The organism is Streptococcus halotolerans (genome assembly GCF_001598035.1).
Lineage (GTDB): Bacteria > Bacillota > Bacilli > Lactobacillales > Streptococcaceae > Streptococcus > Streptococcus halotolerans.
The window spans coordinates 2,051,278-2,066,910 of the sequence record NZ_CP014835.1; the positions used below are offsets into that span (position 1 = coordinate 2,051,278).

Annotated in this window: 14 protein-coding genes; 9 read left to right on the forward strand and 5 right to left on the reverse strand. The window is 39.4% G+C overall.

Going from position 1 to position 15,633, the window contains the following annotated elements; genetic code table 11:
• The first annotated feature begins 217 nt into the window (after window positions 1-217).
• The 6 genes from A2G56_RS09400 to greA all read left to right on the forward strand — a co-directional run bounded on the left by A2G56_RS09400 (window position 218) and on the right by greA (window position 8,677).
• Window positions 218-3,316, forward strand: a complete 3,099-nt coding sequence (locus A2G56_RS09400) for a pilus expression-regulating Snf2 family helicase (protein WP_062711948.1) — start codon at window positions 218-220, stop codon at window positions 3,314-3,316.
• A gap of 59 nt (window positions 3,317-3,375) precedes the next feature.
• Window positions 3,376-4,080 carry a divisome accessory protein ZapJ gene (locus tag A2G56_RS09405; RefSeq protein WP_062711951.1) on the forward strand — a complete coding sequence of 235 codons (705 nt, stop codon included), beginning with the start codon at window positions 3,376-3,378 and terminating at the stop codon, window positions 4,078-4,080.
• A gap of 9 nt (window positions 4,081-4,089) precedes the next feature.
• Window positions 4,090-5,421, forward strand: coding sequence for a UDP-N-acetylmuramate--L-alanine ligase (gene murC, locus A2G56_RS09410; RefSeq protein ID WP_062711954.1), 1,332 nt, complete (start codon window positions 4,090-4,092; stop codon window positions 5,419-5,421).
• Between the two features lie 127 nt (window positions 5,422-5,548).
• Window positions 5,549-6,040, forward strand: coding sequence for a GNAT family N-acetyltransferase (locus A2G56_RS09415; RefSeq protein ID WP_062711958.1), 492 nt, complete (start codon window positions 5,549-5,551; stop codon window positions 6,038-6,040).
• A gap of 92 nt (window positions 6,041-6,132) precedes the next feature.
• The gene (mltG, locus tag A2G56_RS09420; protein WP_062712553.1) at window positions 6,133-8,100 is read left to right on the forward strand and encodes an endolytic transglycosylase MltG; all 1,968 of its coding nucleotides are present in this window, start codon (window positions 6,133-6,135) and stop codon (window positions 8,098-8,100) included.
• A gap of 85 nt (window positions 8,101-8,185) precedes the next feature.
• Window positions 8,186-8,677, forward strand: a complete 492-nt coding sequence (gene greA, locus A2G56_RS09425; RefSeq protein WP_062711961.1) for a transcription elongation factor GreA — start codon at window positions 8,186-8,188, stop codon at window positions 8,675-8,677.
• 1,044 nt (window positions 8,678-9,721) lie between these two features.
• Here greA and yidC read toward each other — a convergent pair.
• Both yidC and A2G56_RS09440 read right to left on the reverse strand, forming a co-directional pair.
• Window positions 9,722-10,639, reverse strand: coding sequence for a membrane protein insertase YidC (gene yidC / locus A2G56_RS09435; RefSeq protein ID WP_082785138.1), 918 nt, complete (start codon window positions 10,637-10,639; stop codon window positions 9,722-9,724).
• A gap of 81 nt (window positions 10,640-10,720) precedes the next feature.
• Window positions 10,721-10,999, reverse strand: a complete 279-nt coding sequence (locus A2G56_RS09440; RefSeq protein WP_062711966.1) for an acylphosphatase — start codon at window positions 10,997-10,999, stop codon at window positions 10,721-10,723.
• Window positions 11,000-11,044: 45 nt separating this feature from the next.
• Here A2G56_RS09440 and A2G56_RS09445 point away from each other — a divergent pair, with 45 nt between their 5' ends.
• Genes A2G56_RS09445 through A2G56_RS09455 form a run of 3 tightly spaced genes read left to right on the forward strand, consistent with a single transcriptional unit; the run spans window position 11,045 to window position 13,044 of the window.
• Window positions 11,045-11,788, forward strand: coding sequence for a TrmH family RNA methyltransferase (locus A2G56_RS09445; RefSeq protein WP_062711969.1), 744 nt, complete (start codon window positions 11,045-11,047; stop codon window positions 11,786-11,788).
• Between the two features lie 41 nt (window positions 11,789-11,829).
• Window positions 11,830-12,333 carry an HD domain-containing protein gene (locus tag A2G56_RS09450; protein ID WP_062711972.1) on the forward strand — a complete coding sequence of 168 codons (504 nt, stop codon included), beginning with the start codon at window positions 11,830-11,832 and terminating at the stop codon, window positions 12,331-12,333.
• A gap of 21 nt (window positions 12,334-12,354) precedes the next feature.
• Window positions 12,355-13,044, forward strand: coding sequence for a Bax inhibitor-1/YccA family protein (locus tag A2G56_RS09455; protein ID WP_062711974.1), 690 nt, complete (start codon window positions 12,355-12,357; stop codon window positions 13,042-13,044).
• Window positions 13,045-13,224: 180 nt separating this feature from the next.
• Here A2G56_RS09455 and A2G56_RS09460 read toward each other — a convergent pair whose 3' ends face one another.
• The 3 genes from A2G56_RS09460 to recX form a co-directional block, all read right to left on the reverse strand.
• Window positions 13,225-13,542, reverse strand: a complete 318-nt coding sequence (locus A2G56_RS09460; RefSeq protein WP_062711976.1) for a DUF960 domain-containing protein — start codon at window positions 13,540-13,542, stop codon at window positions 13,225-13,227.
• A 95-nt stretch (window positions 13,543-13,637) separates the two neighbouring features.
• Window positions 13,638-14,171, reverse strand: coding sequence for a nucleoside tri-diphosphate phosphatase (gene ntdP / locus A2G56_RS09465; protein WP_062712559.1), 534 nt, complete (start codon window positions 14,169-14,171; stop codon window positions 13,638-13,640).
• An 81-nt stretch (window positions 14,172-14,252) separates the two neighbouring features.
• Entirely contained in the window at window positions 14,253-15,029 is a 777-nt protein-coding gene (gene recX, locus A2G56_RS09470) for a recombination regulator RecX (protein ID WP_062711978.1), read from the reverse strand.
• Window positions 15,030-15,633 lie beyond the last annotated feature (604 nt).

Below are 15,633 nucleotides of genomic sequence, written 5' to 3' on the forward strand. Positions count from 1 at the left end.
TATATTCAAAAAGACTCCATAATCTCCGAGAAGAATTTACCCACTACAGAAATTATAGAGCCTTTTCTTTTGCCTTCAACAGCCTTAACAGTCATTATCATAAGCCAAATGCTAGCCTTTTTGTTATAATAAAGGGATAGATAATGCCAGCCTTAGCTAAAGAATCCATATCAAATGAGCAACTTAATGTTAATTGGCATGAGAGGGTGAAACATTTATGGCAAAATTAATTCCAGGTCGTATCCGTAATCAAGGCATTGCTCTTTATGAAGCGGGTGTGATTTCGATTATTTCTCAAAAAGGGACCTTGTTGCAGGCCAGCGTTGATGGAATTGCTATCCAATATTCATTAAATGATGAGGAAGTTGTCTGTCAATGCGCTTTTTTCCGTGAAAAAGCTTATTGTGAGCATTTGGCAGCGGTTGAACATTTTTTGAAAAATGATACGCAAGGCAGAGAATTAGTAGAAGAACTGGAAGAAGGAACAGATGTAGCCGAAGAAGTTACTGAAAGGCAGTCATTTGGCAGTTTATTTTTAGACACACTTCAAATGAACGACAATACTGAGACAGCTTTTAGCCTCGGTGCTGAGGGTCAGCAAAGCCCGTATTCTAATGATATCTGGTGGACACTTCGAATTCGTCGACTACCTGATCAAAGAAGTTATGTTATCCGTGATATCAAAAGTTTTCTCAACATCGTTAAAAAAGAATCCTTTTATCAAATTGGAAAAAACTACTATGAACCATTATCATTTGGTCAATTTGACGACGCCAGTCAACAACTCATTGAATTTTTGTGGCGCCTGACACCAGATACGTCTCAACAAGACTTAGCCTTTTTATTTCCTAATCATAATCGGCATCTTCTAGTTCCGTCAGGTTTCTTTGAAGAAGGATTGCTCCTCTTAAACCAGCTAGACTATTTTAGTTTAGAAGTTGGTTTAAAAACCTATCATAGTATTGATGTCACTTACCTTCAGCCAGAGCATCATCTGTTTGAATTTGAGGTTGAGGTGCATCAAAAGGTCATCGAACTTAAAGTCAAGGAGAAAAGCCATCAGGCTTATTTTGATCATCAATATCTCTTTGTTAGTGGACATTTTTATTATCTGGACCGCAAACAACAGAAGTTAGTTAGTGCTTTAAAAACCTTGCCTATTGCTGAGGATTTAGTAAAGCATCTGCATTTTGATTTGGATGATCAAGACAAACTGGCGGCTAGTCTCTTAGATTTTGAGCTTATCGGTAAGGTCAAAGCTCCTAAAACTTTCCAGCAAAGAGATTTTAAAGTGCTTTTTGCTTTTGATTGGCATGATGACAATCGTCTTGCCTTGCAAACAACCCTGCAGTTTAAGGAGACTGAGGTTACGACGAGAGCCCAACTCAAAGACCTGCCTTTTGCTGTCCATTACAAGAAGGAAGCTGATCTGTTTCAACTGATTGAAACAGAAGGTTTTGGTTTTGATCTAAGAGGTGAGAAGCTGCTTTTATCGAGTCACGATTTGGTTCCATTCTTTCAAATCAGTCTACCTCAGTTTCGCCAATTGGGGGCTATTAATCTTTCAGACCGTTTGGAAGCTATGAGAGTGGTAGAGCGTCCTAAGGTTAGAGTAGAACGTAAGGGCGGTCTTTTGGATGTGTCTTTTGATTTCACACAATTAGGTGAAGAGGATGTCGATCGAGCTCTTCAAGCCCTCTTTGATAATCAGACCTATTTTATGGCTCAGTCTGGGAAAATGGTTGTCTTTGATCAAGAGACACAAAAAATCAGTCAGGCACTAGAGAAACTGCGGGCAAAAACCTTCCAAAATGGGCATGTGCAGTTGAACAGCACGGCAGCCTTCCAGTTATCAGAAACCTTCACGAATTCAGAACAAGTAAGCTTTTCTCAGGATTTCCAGAACTTGGCTAGAGATTTACGCCACCCAGAAGCATTTGAGTTGCCTGAATTGTCCGTAAAAGCTGATTTACGGGATTACCAGCTGAGAGGTATCCAGTGGCTATCAATGCTGGATCATTATGGATTTGGTGGCATTTTAGCTGATGACATGGGACTCGGTAAAACCCTTCAAACCATAGCTTTTTTGACTAGCCGGTTGAGCAAAGACGCTCATTCTTTGATTTTGGCACCTTCTAGCCTGATTTACAATTGGCAGGAGGAATTCAATAAGTTTGCGCCGCAGATTGATGTGGCAGTCTCTTATGGCTTAAAGTCAGTGCGTGATCAGATCATTGCTAACAATCATCAAGTGACGATTACTAGTTATAGTTCTTTCCGTCAGGATTTCAAGGAGTATCAAGGGCGCGCCTATGATTATCTGATTTTAGATGAAGCACAGGTCATGAAAAACGCCCAAACCAAGATAGCTCATTATTTAAGGCAGTTTGATGTTAAGAATGTTTTTGCTCTCTCGGGAACTCCTATTGAAAATAAACTGCTAGAAATTTGGTCTATTTTTCAAATTGTTTTACCTGGTCTTTTGCCAAACCAGAAAGCCTTCTTAAAATTAGATGCCAATCAAGTGTCTAGGTATATTAAGCCTTTTGTCCTTCGGAGAAAGAAAGAGGACGTTTTACCAGAGTTACCTGATTTGATTGAAATCACTTATCCAAATGAGTTGGCTGAGAGTCAAAAAGCCATTTACCTCGCCCAGCTTCGTCAAATGCAGGAGCGTATTAACCAGTCGAGTGATTCAGAGATTAATCGACAAAAAATTGAGATTTTATCTGGTATCACCAGATTACGGCAAATTTGTGACACCCCAAGTCTCTTTATGGATTATGCTGGAAACAGTGGAAAATTAGATAGCTTGCGAGACCTCCTCCTTCAAATTAAGGAAAACGGTCACCGCGCTTTGATTTTCTCACAATTTAGAGGCATGCTAGATATTGCAGAGGCAGAATTAGATAAGCTAGGGCTAAGTACCTATAAAATAACTGGTTCAACCCCAGCCAATCAACGCCAAGAAATGACCCGTGCTTTTAATGCGGGGTCGAAAGATGCTTTTTTGATTTCCTTAAAAGCAGGGGGAGTAGGGCTCAATCTGACAGGAGCTGACACGGTTGTTCTGATTGATTTATGGTGGAATCCTGCCGTTGAAATGCAGGCGATTAGCCGAGCCCATCGGATTGGTCAACAAGAAAATGTCGAAGTCTATCGTTTGATTACACGCGGGACGATTGAAGAGAAGATTTTAGAAATGCAAGACAATAAGAGAAACCTTGTCACAACGGTCTTGGATGGCAACGAAACAAGAGCAAACATGACGATTGAAGACATCAAAGAAATTCTTGGAATAGGTGTTGACAGATAACTTTGAAAAAGTGAGCCCTTTAGTTTATAATAGGACTGTTACAGAAAGGAAGTGAGCCAATGAGTTCCAGAAGACGTACGTTTCCCCTAATCCCTGATGACGAACCTGTTATCGGACAACCTACAGAGATGCGTCTATATGATAATGATGATCTTATTACCAATATCAATGGGACCTATTATGATAAGGACTATTCCGATGTAACACCTAACAGTCAGTTTGTTCGTAAGACTAATCAGGAAACAGAATCTGATCAATCAAGGGCACCTGAATCTTTAGACAAGACACAAACGTATGCTGAACAGGCACGTGAAGAAGCTAAAAATGATTTGCGACAAAAGAGACAGTTTTATGTTAATCATGAATTACAGCGTGCAAAGCAGCCAAGCAAGTCATTTAAGACTGCTGCGACGCTCTCTCCTCGAACAAGTCTGAAGAGAGAAGTGCCTAGCTATCAAAAAAAGACATCCTTTACTAAGCAACCCATGCAAAAGGGCTTAACATCTAAGGGTACTCAGAAAAAGACAGCGTCAGAGCATACCTCTGAATTATCTGTTTTTTCTAAAAAACTACACCAAGATTCCTATATTTTGGTGGATTTACCAAAAGTTTACAACCAACCTGACAATCAAAGAGATTCGAAACCCAAGAAAAACACATTTGACTTTTTAAAACGTAGTCAAATATATAATCACCAAGAAAGGCAAGAAAAACGAGAACGTCAGATTGCTCAAGAGTTAAATTTGACCCGTTTTGAGGATTAAGGAGTTAGCATGTCAAAAACCTATCATTTTATCGGAATTAAGGGCTCAGGGATGAGCGCACTTGCATTGATGTTACATCAAATGGGCCATAAGGTTCAGGGGTCTGATGTTGATAAATATTACTTTACACAACGTGGATTAGAACAGGCTGGAATTCCGATTCTTCCTTTCTCTGAGGAAAATATCACGTCAGATATGGAGCTGGTTGCTGGTAACGCTTTTCGTCAAGATAATAATGTTGAAATGGCTAAAGTGATTGAGTCGGGTTATTCATTTAAACGTTATCACGAGTTTCTTGGAGAATTCATGAAGCAATTCACCAGTTTTGGTGTAGCAGGAGCACATGGTAAGACGTCAACAACAGGTCTTTTAGCTCATGTTATGAAAAACATCACTGACACATCGTTTTTGATTGGTGATGGTACCGGACGTGGTTCAGCGTCGAGTCAGTACTTTGTTTTTGAGTCGGATGAATATGAGCGTCATTTCATGCCCTATCACCCAGATTACTCTATCATCACTAATATCGATTTTGATCACCCAGATTATTTTACCGGTATTGATGATGTTTTTGATGCTTTTGATACTTATGCCAAACAAGCTAAAAAAGCTCTTTTTGTCTTTGGAGAAGATGAGTACCTTCGTCGTATCACCTCTCCTGCCAGGATTTACTATTATGGCTTTGATGAGTCAAATGATTTTTATGCAACAGACATCACCCGAACCATCAATGGTTCTGAGTTTACCGTGATGCATGATGGTAAAGCGATTGGGCATTTCCATGTCCCAGCATTTGGACGCCATAATATCCTAAATGCGACAGCTGTTATCGCTAATCTTTTTGTTGCAGGATTTGATATGGGTCTTGTTGCAGAGCATCTTAAGACTTTCTCAGGCGTTAAGCGTCGCTTTACTGAGAAAAAGATTAATGAGACTATTGTTATTGATGACTTTGCCCATCATCCTACCGAAATTATGGCAACCTTGGATGCGGCTCGTCAAAAATACCCATCTAAAGAAATTGTTGCCATTTTTCAACCGCATACCTTTACACGTACTATCGCTTTGCTAGATGAGTTTGCAGCAGCTTTAAATGAAGCAGATGCAGTGTATCTAGCACAAATTTATGGTTCAGCGCGTGAGGTTGATCGTGGAGATGTCAAAGTTGAGGATTTGGCCAATCGCATCCACAAACCAGCACAAGTGATTACTGTTGAAAATGTGTCCCCACTCCTTGATCATGACAATGCTGTTTATGTCTTCATGGGTGCTGGAGATATACAACTTTATGAACGTTCTTTTGAAGAACTCTTATCTAACTTGACAGAAAATAATCAATAGTATCAGCGGAACAACTGTGTCATTGGTAAAACACAGAAATGTTCTAGCTGTTGACTTCAAAGGATAGGGTAGAAGAGCCAACTGATCTTTAGGGGCTTCCTCTACTCTTTTTTGATAAGGAGACCTAATGGAAATTAGACATGTAGACATAGCAGATTGGCATACGATTTCTGCTATCGAATCTCAAAATTTCTCAGTAGAAGAAGCCACAAGACCTGAGGTCATAAAGGAAAGAATCGAACGTATTTCAGACACCTTCCTGGTGGCTGTTATCAATGATGAGATTGCTGGTTATATCGAAGGACCAGCAGTGCCACAACGTTACCTAACAGATGATTTATTTCATAAGGTTAGGGAAAATTCTAAAACAGGTGGGTTTATTGTTGTTACCAGCTTATCTGTTTCCAAAAAATATCAAGAACAAGGCGTTGGTACAGCTCTGATAGCAGCCTTAAAAGACCTATCAGTTGCCCAAAACCGACAAGGCATCAGCTTAACCTGCCATGATTATTTGATTTCCTATTATGAAAAGAATGGCTTTATTGATGAGGGGGAATCTGAATCAGAACATGGTGGTGCTCTCTGGTATAATATGGTCTGGGAAAATCCTAGGAAGTAATGTTAAAAATAGGTGACAACCCTTTATAATCATTGCTTTTCCAAGGTTTTTAAGATATAATGGCGATTGATTATGATATAGGAGGATCAGCTTTGACTGATTTTAAAGACGATGACAACTCTTCCTCTGTTGGCTCAGACAATTTTAAAGAACGCATTTTGCGAGAATTAAAAGAAGAAGCCAATCGTAAACGTCAACTTCAAGAAGAAGAGGCTAAGCGAAAAGATGAAGAAGAACGTCAAGCTGAAATGGCTAGACGTCAAAAAGAGCGAGAGGAAGCCCGCTTGGCCAAGGAGCATCGACAAAATGTAAAGGCTCGCCAAGCAGCTAAAGCCGCTCGTAAAACGGAATTAGACCGTGTTCAAAGTGAACAAGAAATAAACAGTCAGAATCAAAAAAATGTGCAACAAAAGCCAATTGAGCAGGAATTTTTGATTCAAGAAGCTATTAAATCGCCTCTTGAATCGTCAGAAACACCCTCTCAAATGTCTTTATCTTCCGAGAGGGGAGATTATCATCTAGGCGAAGATAGTCAAGCCTCAGCTACAAGTGCTGAAGCGACGGAGACGACTAATCATCGTCACTTAGTTGATTCCCTTGATGGTAAGACAAAGACTCAAAGATTACCAAGCGATAGTCACTCATCTTCAGAAATGCTGACAAAAGAAGTTGCATCAGCTTCTCTATCAAAGCCATCGCAAACAGCTTCGGAAACGACACAAGAGACTAGCTCTTCTAGCGATTCCTTATTATCTTCTGTTGTTCCATCAACGGCAGAAAATAGGATTAAGGAGGCAACAGCGGCTTCTCAAACTGTGACTGAAGAAAAAGTTAGTGAACGTTTGGAAGAACAGAATGAAGCTGTTGTTGCTGAAATAGAAGCCAAAGAATCCATTACTGAGGTAAAACAATCACCGATGAATAGAAAAAAGAAAAATCATAAGATTGCTGCTAAGATTACTGGTATTCTAGTGACTATTATCCTAGTTGTTGCCCTACTAACAGCATTTTTAGGCTATCGTTACGTCTCCAGTTCACTTGGGGCTGTTGATTCAGATTCTAAAAAATTTGTCACTGTCCAAATTCCTGAAGGATCTGGTAATAAATTAATTGGTCAAATTTTGGAAGAAAATGGTTTAGTAAAAAATGCTTCTATTTTCAACTACTATACGCGCTTTAAAAATGTTTCTGAACTTCAAAGCGGCTACTACAATCTTCAAAAAAATATGACTGTTCAGGAGATTATTGATGCCTTGAAAGAAGGAGGAACGTCAGAACCTCAAGAACCTGTTTCTGGAAAAATATTGGTGACAGAAGGTTTCACAATTGACCAAATTGCCAAAGCTGTGACCACTAACGTCAATACCAAAAAAGTCAGCAAGACACCTTATTCTGAAAAAGATTTCTTAGATTTAATGAAGAACAGGGACTTCATTGATAAAATGGTTAAGAAGTACCCAGAACTTTTGAAAGACATCCCTTCTGCGGACAAAGCAAGGTACCAATTGGAAGGTTACTTATTCCCAGCAACCTATAATTACTATGAAGACTCGACACTTGAAGAGATTGTTGATCAAATGTTGGCGACAATGCATTCTAATTTAGCACCCTATTATGACCAGATTGCTGCAAAAGGGCACACCGTCAATGACATTTTGACCTTAGCTTCCTTGGTTGAAAAAGAAGGGTCAACGGACGACGATCGTCGTCAGATTGCTAGTGTCTTTTATAACCGTTTGAGTGCTCAGATGCCCTTACAAAGTAATATTGCGATCTTGTATGCCATGGGTAAACTTGGTCAGGAAACAACTCTTCGCGAAGATGCTACTATTGACACCAAGATTAATTCTCCGTATAATATCTATGAAAATCCTGGCTTGATGCCGGGACCGGTGGATAGTCCGGGATTATCTGCGATTGAAGCTACTGTAAATCCTGCTGATAGCAATAATCTCTACTTTGTGGCCGATGTCACAACTGGTGAGGTTTACTATGCAGAGGATTATGCCACTCATGAAGCTAATGTTTCTAAATACGTTAATGCGCATTTAGACAAATAGAAACAATTCCAATGAGTAAACTAGTATGATGTGGTTTTACCACATCATATTCATTTGATAAAAAGAATAGAAAAGAGATAAAAACATGTCAGAAAAAACATTTCCAATGACTCAGACTGAAAAAGAAAAGCTTGAAAAAGAATTAGAAGAACTGAAATTAGTTCGTCGTCCAGAAGTTGTCGAACGGATCAAAATTGCTCGCTCCTACGGTGACCTTTCAGAAAACTCTGAGTATGATGCAGCTAAGGACGAACAGGCCTTTGTCGAAGGTGAAATTTCAACCTTGGAAAACCAAATTCGTAATGCTGAGATTATTGATAGCGATGCTGTTGATAAAGACGAAGTAGCTATTGGTAAAACCGTGGTCGTCCAAGAAGTGGGAACAAGTGACAAAGACACTTATCACATTGTTGGTTCAGCTGGTGCTGATATCTTCTCTGGGAAAATCTCAAATGACAGTCCCATTGGTCAAGCACTTATTGGTAAAAATAAAGGTGACAAGGTTGCTATTGACTCACCAGCAGGAAGCTACCAAGTAGAAATCATCAGCGTTGAAAAAACAGAAGGTAACAAATAATGATCAAAAAGAATTGACATACTGAACAAGTGTCGATTCTTTTTTGTCGTACGACGGCTATGTCGTACATTGGAGGTGGAAGTTCTCCGTAGATACCTGTTACCAATGAACCCAATATAGCTACTCTCAGGCTTGTCTATCGTGCTGTAGCGGATTAAAACCGTCTGAGGATAGATTGATTTAAGTCTGACACTAGAAACTGAAACCGTCAGAGGAAGGGATAGCGAAATCGTAGCCCTACGAACAGAAAGGTGATATCAAGGCGCTTGAGCAGATGAAGAGCCTCCAAACGCTAACGTCCCAATAGGCAGTCGTAACCCATATGTGTCAATCAGAAGAGCAATTGAATTCGGAGCAAGGTCTGCATGAAAAAAATAATTCTTTCTAGAGTCTTTGAACTCTTCGTCAGCATTCCTTTTTTCACTTAAAGCTTTTAATGACCTCATATTTAGTGTAAACGAGGAGAGAGGTATGACTTATCTCGTTAGGTCTCATGAGCATCAAAGAAGCATTAGCAAGGAATCATGAGAAGTCAGCAGACCACAGTAGCAGTGATGATGCTTCTGCAAAAGAAGTGGGGCAAAGGTCTGAACAATTAAATCAGTATCAGTCAAGTTGAAGTGGACTATTCCAACCTTGGTCTGAAAAGACAGTGGACTGAAAGCATCAATGATGGCTATTGTTCATAAATCGAGGATAGCACAACTAGGACGACTCTATGAAGTGAGCGTTGTGGGAGGCTATGTACTCTCGTTAAACACCGTATGCCAAACGAAACGGCACGCAGGATGGTGTGAGAATGGCTAGGATTAGCCCGCTCGATGATTATCCTTAACCATCTCCATAACTCCTTCTAAAAGAAGTGAGTGCCATTAAATAGTGTTTTTGCTGAGTTGCTCATCGAATGACAGCTATTTTGTTGTTTATGAACTGAGATTGTTTGTGAGGATTAAAAAACTTAAGATATGAAAAAGACAACCATCAAAACTGATGATTGTCTTCAATCTGGGAGGCTGATCATATGTTCAGCCTCTTTTATAATGGTTAACGGTTGCGCTGTTTTCCAGCATTGCGTTTTGATTTTGTTTGGATAGCACCTTGTGCTGGTTTAGCCGCTGGTGTAACATCTTTACGGCTTGTCGTAGTTGACTTAAACGCTTTGGGAGGGTTCTTGGCAAATTCTTCTTCTACTTTTTTGCGCAAGCGAGGCTTGATGATATAAGTGGTGATCAATTGCTGAGCAATAGCGAAGAAACCACCAACGAACCAATATAGAGTTACCCCTGCTGGTGATGAAAAACCAAAGAAGGCCATCATAAGAGGCATTGAATACATAGCTGTCTTCATCTGTGCTCGTTGCTCTTCTGGAACAGTTGCCATGGACAACCAAGATTGGAAGAAATAGAGTGCTACGATGATAGCTGTGAGCAGCAAGTCAGGTTTATCCAAAGAGAACCATAGGAAGCGAGAGCCTTGGATACCATTTGTGTAGCGTGCGGCAAAGTATAGGGCTGAGAAAAATGGCATTTGAATGAGCAGTGGCAAACATCCAATTCCACCAAACATGCTGACACCATATTGGCGTTGAGCAGCCATAAAGTCAGCTTGAGCCGCTAATTTTTCCTCCTGTGTTGTGGCTGATTTCATCCGTTCTTGAATAGGACCAAGATACGGTTTTAAGAAGGCCATTTTTTCTGATTGATAAGCTGCTTTTTGCGATTGGTATAGCCCGAGCGGTAAAATTAACAATCGAACAATAATCGTAACAGCAATGATACCAAGACCAAAGCCAAGCCCTAAGTCATTAGCAAAGTATTGGATGACTTTTTCCATGGGTTTACCAATGGTATCCCAGATAAAACCGGCTGGTTTTCCATTAACTGTCCGTACACAGCCAGATAGGAAGACGAGCATCGATGCTGCCATTCCTGAGAGGATTAATTTTTTAGTTGATTTTTTCACAGTTCATATCCTTTAATTTTGTAATACCCATCTATTTTACAGTTTTTTTAGGATTTTCTCAATACTTCTGAAGCCCTAATTTTAATTAGCCATTCGGAAGTCTGTGTAGTCTTGGAATTGCCCCATCTGTACATCGACATAGGTGACACGACTCATCCGAGAAGGCCCTTTGCGGACTTCTTGGATGAATTTAGCTATCTTGGTTGAATCATCGGATTGTGCAAGAATTTCAACGGTTCCATCGTCGTTATTCCAAACGCGTCCTCTGATACCTCCTATTTCTTTGGCTAAGGCGTAAGTTGAGTAGCGAAAGCCAACGCCTTGAACACGACCAGAAACAATCATTCGTACTTTTTTCATGGTTTTTCCTCCATTTGCGCTTTTAGTCTGTGATATAATACTTCTATGACTACTATTATAACCTCAAAATCCAATAATCTCATTAAAAAGACTAAAAAACTGTTACAGAAAAAACACCGTAAGGATTCTTATCTTATTGAGGGATGGCATCTCTTTGAAGAAGCTCAAAAAATGGGCGTTTTATTCCGACATATTTTTGTTGTGGAAGATTTGGCAGATAAGGTAGCTCCGCGTTCTGAATTGGTTTTGGTTTCAAGCGACGTTTTGAAGGAGATTTCTGATGCACCAGCGCCACAAGGGATTGTTGCAGAAGTCATTTTGGATCAAGTGACCTTGCCGGATTTCAAGGATGGGCGTTATCTTGTTTTAGAGGATGTCCAAGATCCTGGCAATTTAGGGACAATGGTTCGAACAGCAGATGCTGCTGGTTTGGATGGTGTGATTTTGTCAGATAAATCGGCTGATTTGTATAACCCTAAAACACTTCGTTCCATGCAGGGCAGTCATTTTCATTTACCGATCTTTCGCTTGACCTTGGCTGATGTTTTCAATGACATGAAGGCAGCTGATTTGCCCATTTTGGCGACAACTTTGTCGGATAAGTCGGTCGATTATCAGACTTTAAAGCCTTTCGATAAATTTGCCTTGGTGATGGGAAATGAGGGGCAAGGCATTAGCCCGCAGACCAGTCTTATCGCTGATCATTTGATTCACATTGATATGCCTGGTCAGGCGGAAAGTCTTAATGTGGCCGTAGCAGCTGGGATAGTGATTTTTAGCTTGCTTTAAGTCAATATGGTATAATAATAGCCTAGAGAGAGGTGATTTCGATGAAAAAATATGAAAAAGATGCTGAATTCATGGAGTTGGTTGGGCATTTGATTGACCATCCACGCTTCCAAAAACTTGATGGTATCGTTCAACATCACCATTCCACACGTATGGAACATTCGATTAATGTCGCTTATACCAGTTATAAAATTGCTCGAAAGCTTGGTTGGGATAAAGAGTCAACGGCACGTGGCGGTCTTCTCCATGATTTCTTTTATTATGATTGGCGCGTGACTAAATTTAAAAAAAGTCATGCTTGGATTCATCCTCGTATTGCCGTTCGTAATGCTAGAAAATTAACACCCTTAAATAAAAAAGAAGAGGATATTATCCTCAAGCATATGTGGGGAGCCACTATCGCCTTTCCGCGTTATAAGGAATCTTATATTGTGACTATGGTTGATAAATACTGGGCTATTAAAGAAGCGACTATCCCTATGCGCCGTACTTTTGGAAAGCCTATCCGTTATAGCCGTAAATTTTTGGGCAGTCACAATCGTTAATTAGAAAAGGAAGTTTTAGTTATGAATGATAATCTCATTTACACAGAATCGCAGAGTGGCTTATCAGCCTTCTTTACGAAAATTTATAGTCTTGTTGGTATTGGTATTGGGCTTTCAGCCTTTGTTTCTTGGTTGATGCTTTACCCATTTAAAGCTAACCTTGTCACGATTATAACTCAGTACTCTTGGGTTTACTATGGTGCTTTCTTTGCAGAGTTAGCTTTGGTTTTCTTGGCCTCAAATGCAGCCCGTAAAAATACACCAGCTGCCTTACCCCTCTTTTTAACCTATTCAGCCTTGAACGGCTTTACGCTCAGTTTTATTATTGTTCAATACGTTCAAACAACAGTTCTTCAAGCCTTTGTAAGTTCTGCTCTTGTTTTCTTTATTATGGCAGCCATCGGGGCAACGATTAAAAAAGACCTGTCAGGCATGGCAAAGGCCCTTGTAGCAGCCTTAATTGGTATTATTATTGCCAGTCTGGTTAACCTGTTCATTGGTAGTGGGACGATGAGTTTCTTGATCAGTATTGTTTCTGTTTTGATTTTCTCCGGTTTGATTGCTTACGATAATCAAATGATTAAGCGCGTTTACCAGCAAACAGGCGGTGATGTTCAAAATGGGTGGGCTATCTCAATGGCGCTTAGCCTATATTTGGACTTCATTAACTTGTTCCTAAATCTTTTGCGTATCTTTGGTCGTAACGACTAATACATTTTTCAGAATATAGATGTCCCTCTAAATGGTAGCAAAATTGAAACTGAAGCTGTCAGTGTGACTAAAACAAACTCTTAGCAAGGTCGATTTAGTGACCTTGCTAAGAGTTTTTCTTTTTTAAAGATGATAAAACAGGCTAAAGATCACTGTCTTCACCTTGTTGGATTTTATTCACTATAACTGATTCAGTTCATGGGCTAGTAAGATAGTTTGTTGCCCATTATTATCCACGATATAGAGCTTTTTAGGAAAAAAAGGATCAAAGAGATACTTGTAATCAAAAGCAATCATCAGCCTTCTTTTGGCATCATGGTATTCATAGGTCATGCCTTTGTTAGATTTTTTAAGTTTAAAGGTGAGAACACTATCTAAAGGAACAACTGATTTTAAATAGTTGTCCAAAATATCCCATAAGGTATCAATCAATTCGCTGGGTAAACTGGTGGCAACACCGAAGCTCGCGTAACGAGCGTTTGTTTTTTCAAAGGCCATTTGGTATCCTTTCTAAGCAGTTGGATTTGTTTGATCGTGGTCTAAAAGCAAAAGCGAAGGAGCTGAAGACCATACTCCAGCTCCTAAGGACAACTTTAACGCTTCTTCAGCTCAAGATAGCGTTTGTACCAGATATTAACGTAAGACTGTGAAAATGGTCCTTTATGGTTATTAATCCAATCCACTAAAATTCTAACATTCTTTTTTAGAATGAAATCAATATCAGACGAATACTGCATTTCTCGCTTATGAATTTCATATTCATCGACATCCAGAAGTTTTTTTTCTCCGTCCGCAAAGACTTTGACGTCTAAATCATAGTCGATGTATTTGAGAGCTTCCTGGTCTAGAACGTAAGGACTGGCAAGATTGCAATAATAAGAAATGCCATTATCTCGAATCATTGCAATGATATTGAACCAATACTTCTTGTGGAAATAGACAATGGCGGGTTCGCGAGTAACCCAACGACGACCATCATGCTCTGTCACAAGCGTGTGATCGTTCACACCAATAATTGCATTTTCCGTTGTTTTGAGTACCATAGTATCACGCCAAGTGCGGTGCAAACTACCATCATGTTTATAACTTTGAATTGTAATAAAGTCGCCTTCTTTTGGTAATTTCATGGCAATCATCTTTCTACAATTTCTTTGTCCTTAATAGTCTATCATAATTTTCAGAAAAAATCACTTTGAGATGGGAAGTGACTACAAATAGTCCCTTAAAGCTGACCGAATGGTATCAAAATCGTACCCTTTTCTAGCGAGCGCCTGAGTTAACCGTTGGTTTAGATCATAGCCATCATATTTTCGGCTGTATTTTCGGTATTGTTTCTCCAACTCTTGGTAGATAAGTTCTTCCTCAGTTTCCTCATCCTTTTCTAAGTCTAGCGTTTCAATGGCGAGTTTAGCTTCTTGGTAGGAAAATCCTTTGTTAGTTAGGCTTTGGCTGAGTTTGTCTTTTAGGGCTTTAAAAGCTAGTTTGCCATCATACTTGCGTAACAGTTTCTGCGCGACGCGCTCAGCAACCTCTGTAAAGTCATAATCTGACATAACGCTATCAATAGTTGTGCTAGAGATGCCTTTTTGCCTGAGTTTCTGCTTGATCACAAAACTTCCCTTATCACCACTTGATAGATTTTGCTCAACTGTTGACATTACAAACTGCTTATCATCGATCCATTTATCGGCTTTAAGATTATCAATCACTTGGGGGATGATAGCCGAATCAATCTCATGTTTATGGAGATAATCCCTAACTTCTTTTTCTGTTCTTTGTTTGAACGAAAGGAAATAAAGAGCCAGATTTTTTCCATAAGAAAATTGAGCAAACTGACGAATCTCGTCAAGTTCTTTCTCTGAAATCGTCATACCTTTACTCAACATAAAGCGAACGATTGTATCTTCAGTAATATAGAGCTTCTCTGTCTCATCAAGTTCTAACAGATAGAGACGCTTTTTCTTTTCAATTTTTGTGATTTTCATCTTTAATCTCCAAAAGCTTCTGTGATAGCAATAATTCTTAGTATATCCGAGGCAATCCTTTCTCTGCCATAATTGTCTAGGAAACTCTCAATATTTTTTTTTTCTGAATGATAGTGCATAGACCAAAAGTCTCCAAAAATATCAATGGACTTATCATTATTATAACCAACTAGTCTACAATCGATGAAGAATGGGATATCTTTTAAAATGATATCTGTCAGGCATTGCCATGAATAAAAGCATTTGTTTCTAAAAAGTGTCCTTTTTCTTCAACTAGCTTAAAAGCTTCTTCTCAATCTGAGATATGAAAAATTGGTAGTAGTGATTTATCCTAGCAGATACCATTTGATCATTTTGTTTGAGTGCTTAGCGATAAGTGTCCAAAAGATGTTCGTGTGGGTATGGTTAGGATTTAATGGATGCAGTTGTCGCAATGCTTTGTCTAAAATCGTATAGCCTGATTCAGGCTGGTCTAAAAGGATGTTTCAGCAGAACCCATCGCAGTTCTTGTTAAGAGATCGTTTTTATCTGTACTGATATAAGCAATTGCCTTAGCTCTGGATAAAAGCATTTCGTCAATGGAATCTCTTGTGTTAATTTTTTG

Coding starts and splice junctions, on each gene's coding strand:
- A2G56_RS09445 (WP_062711969.1), top strand. CDS start 11,045: ATGACTACTATTATAACCTCAAAATCCAATAATCTCATTAAAAAGACT.
- A2G56_RS09440 (WP_062711966.1), bottom strand. CDS start 10,999: ATGAAAAAAGTACGAATGATTGTTTCTGGTCGTGTTCAAGGCGTTGGC.
- murC (WP_062711954.1), top strand. CDS start 4,090: ATGTCAAAAACCTATCATTTTATCGGAATTAAGGGCTCAGGGATGAGC.
- A2G56_RS09400 (WP_062711948.1), top strand. CDS start 218: ATGGCAAAATTAATTCCAGGTCGTATCCGTAATCAAGGCATTGCTCTT.
- A2G56_RS09405 (WP_062711951.1), top strand. CDS start 3,376: ATGAGTTCCAGAAGACGTACGTTTCCCCTAATCCCTGATGACGAACCT.
- A2G56_RS09460 (WP_062711976.1), bottom strand. CDS start 13,542: ATGGCCTTTGAAAAAACAAACGCTCGTTACGCGAGCTTCGGTGTTGCC.
- greA (WP_062711961.1), top strand. CDS start 8,186: ATGTCAGAAAAAACATTTCCAATGACTCAGACTGAAAAAGAAAAGCTT.
- ntdP (WP_062712559.1), bottom strand. CDS start 14,171: ATGAAATTACCAAAAGAAGGCGACTTTATTACAATTCAAAGTTATAAA.
- A2G56_RS09455 (WP_062711974.1), top strand. CDS start 12,355: ATGAATGATAATCTCATTTACACAGAATCGCAGAGTGGCTTATCAGCC.
- A2G56_RS09450 (WP_062711972.1), top strand. CDS start 11,830: ATGAAAAAATATGAAAAAGATGCTGAATTCATGGAGTTGGTTGGGCAT.
- A2G56_RS09415 (WP_062711958.1), top strand. CDS start 5,549: ATGGAAATTAGACATGTAGACATAGCAGATTGGCATACGATTTCTGCT.
- recX (WP_062711978.1), bottom strand. CDS start 15,029: ATGAAAATCACAAAAATTGAAAAGAAAAAGCGTCTCTATCTGTTAGAA.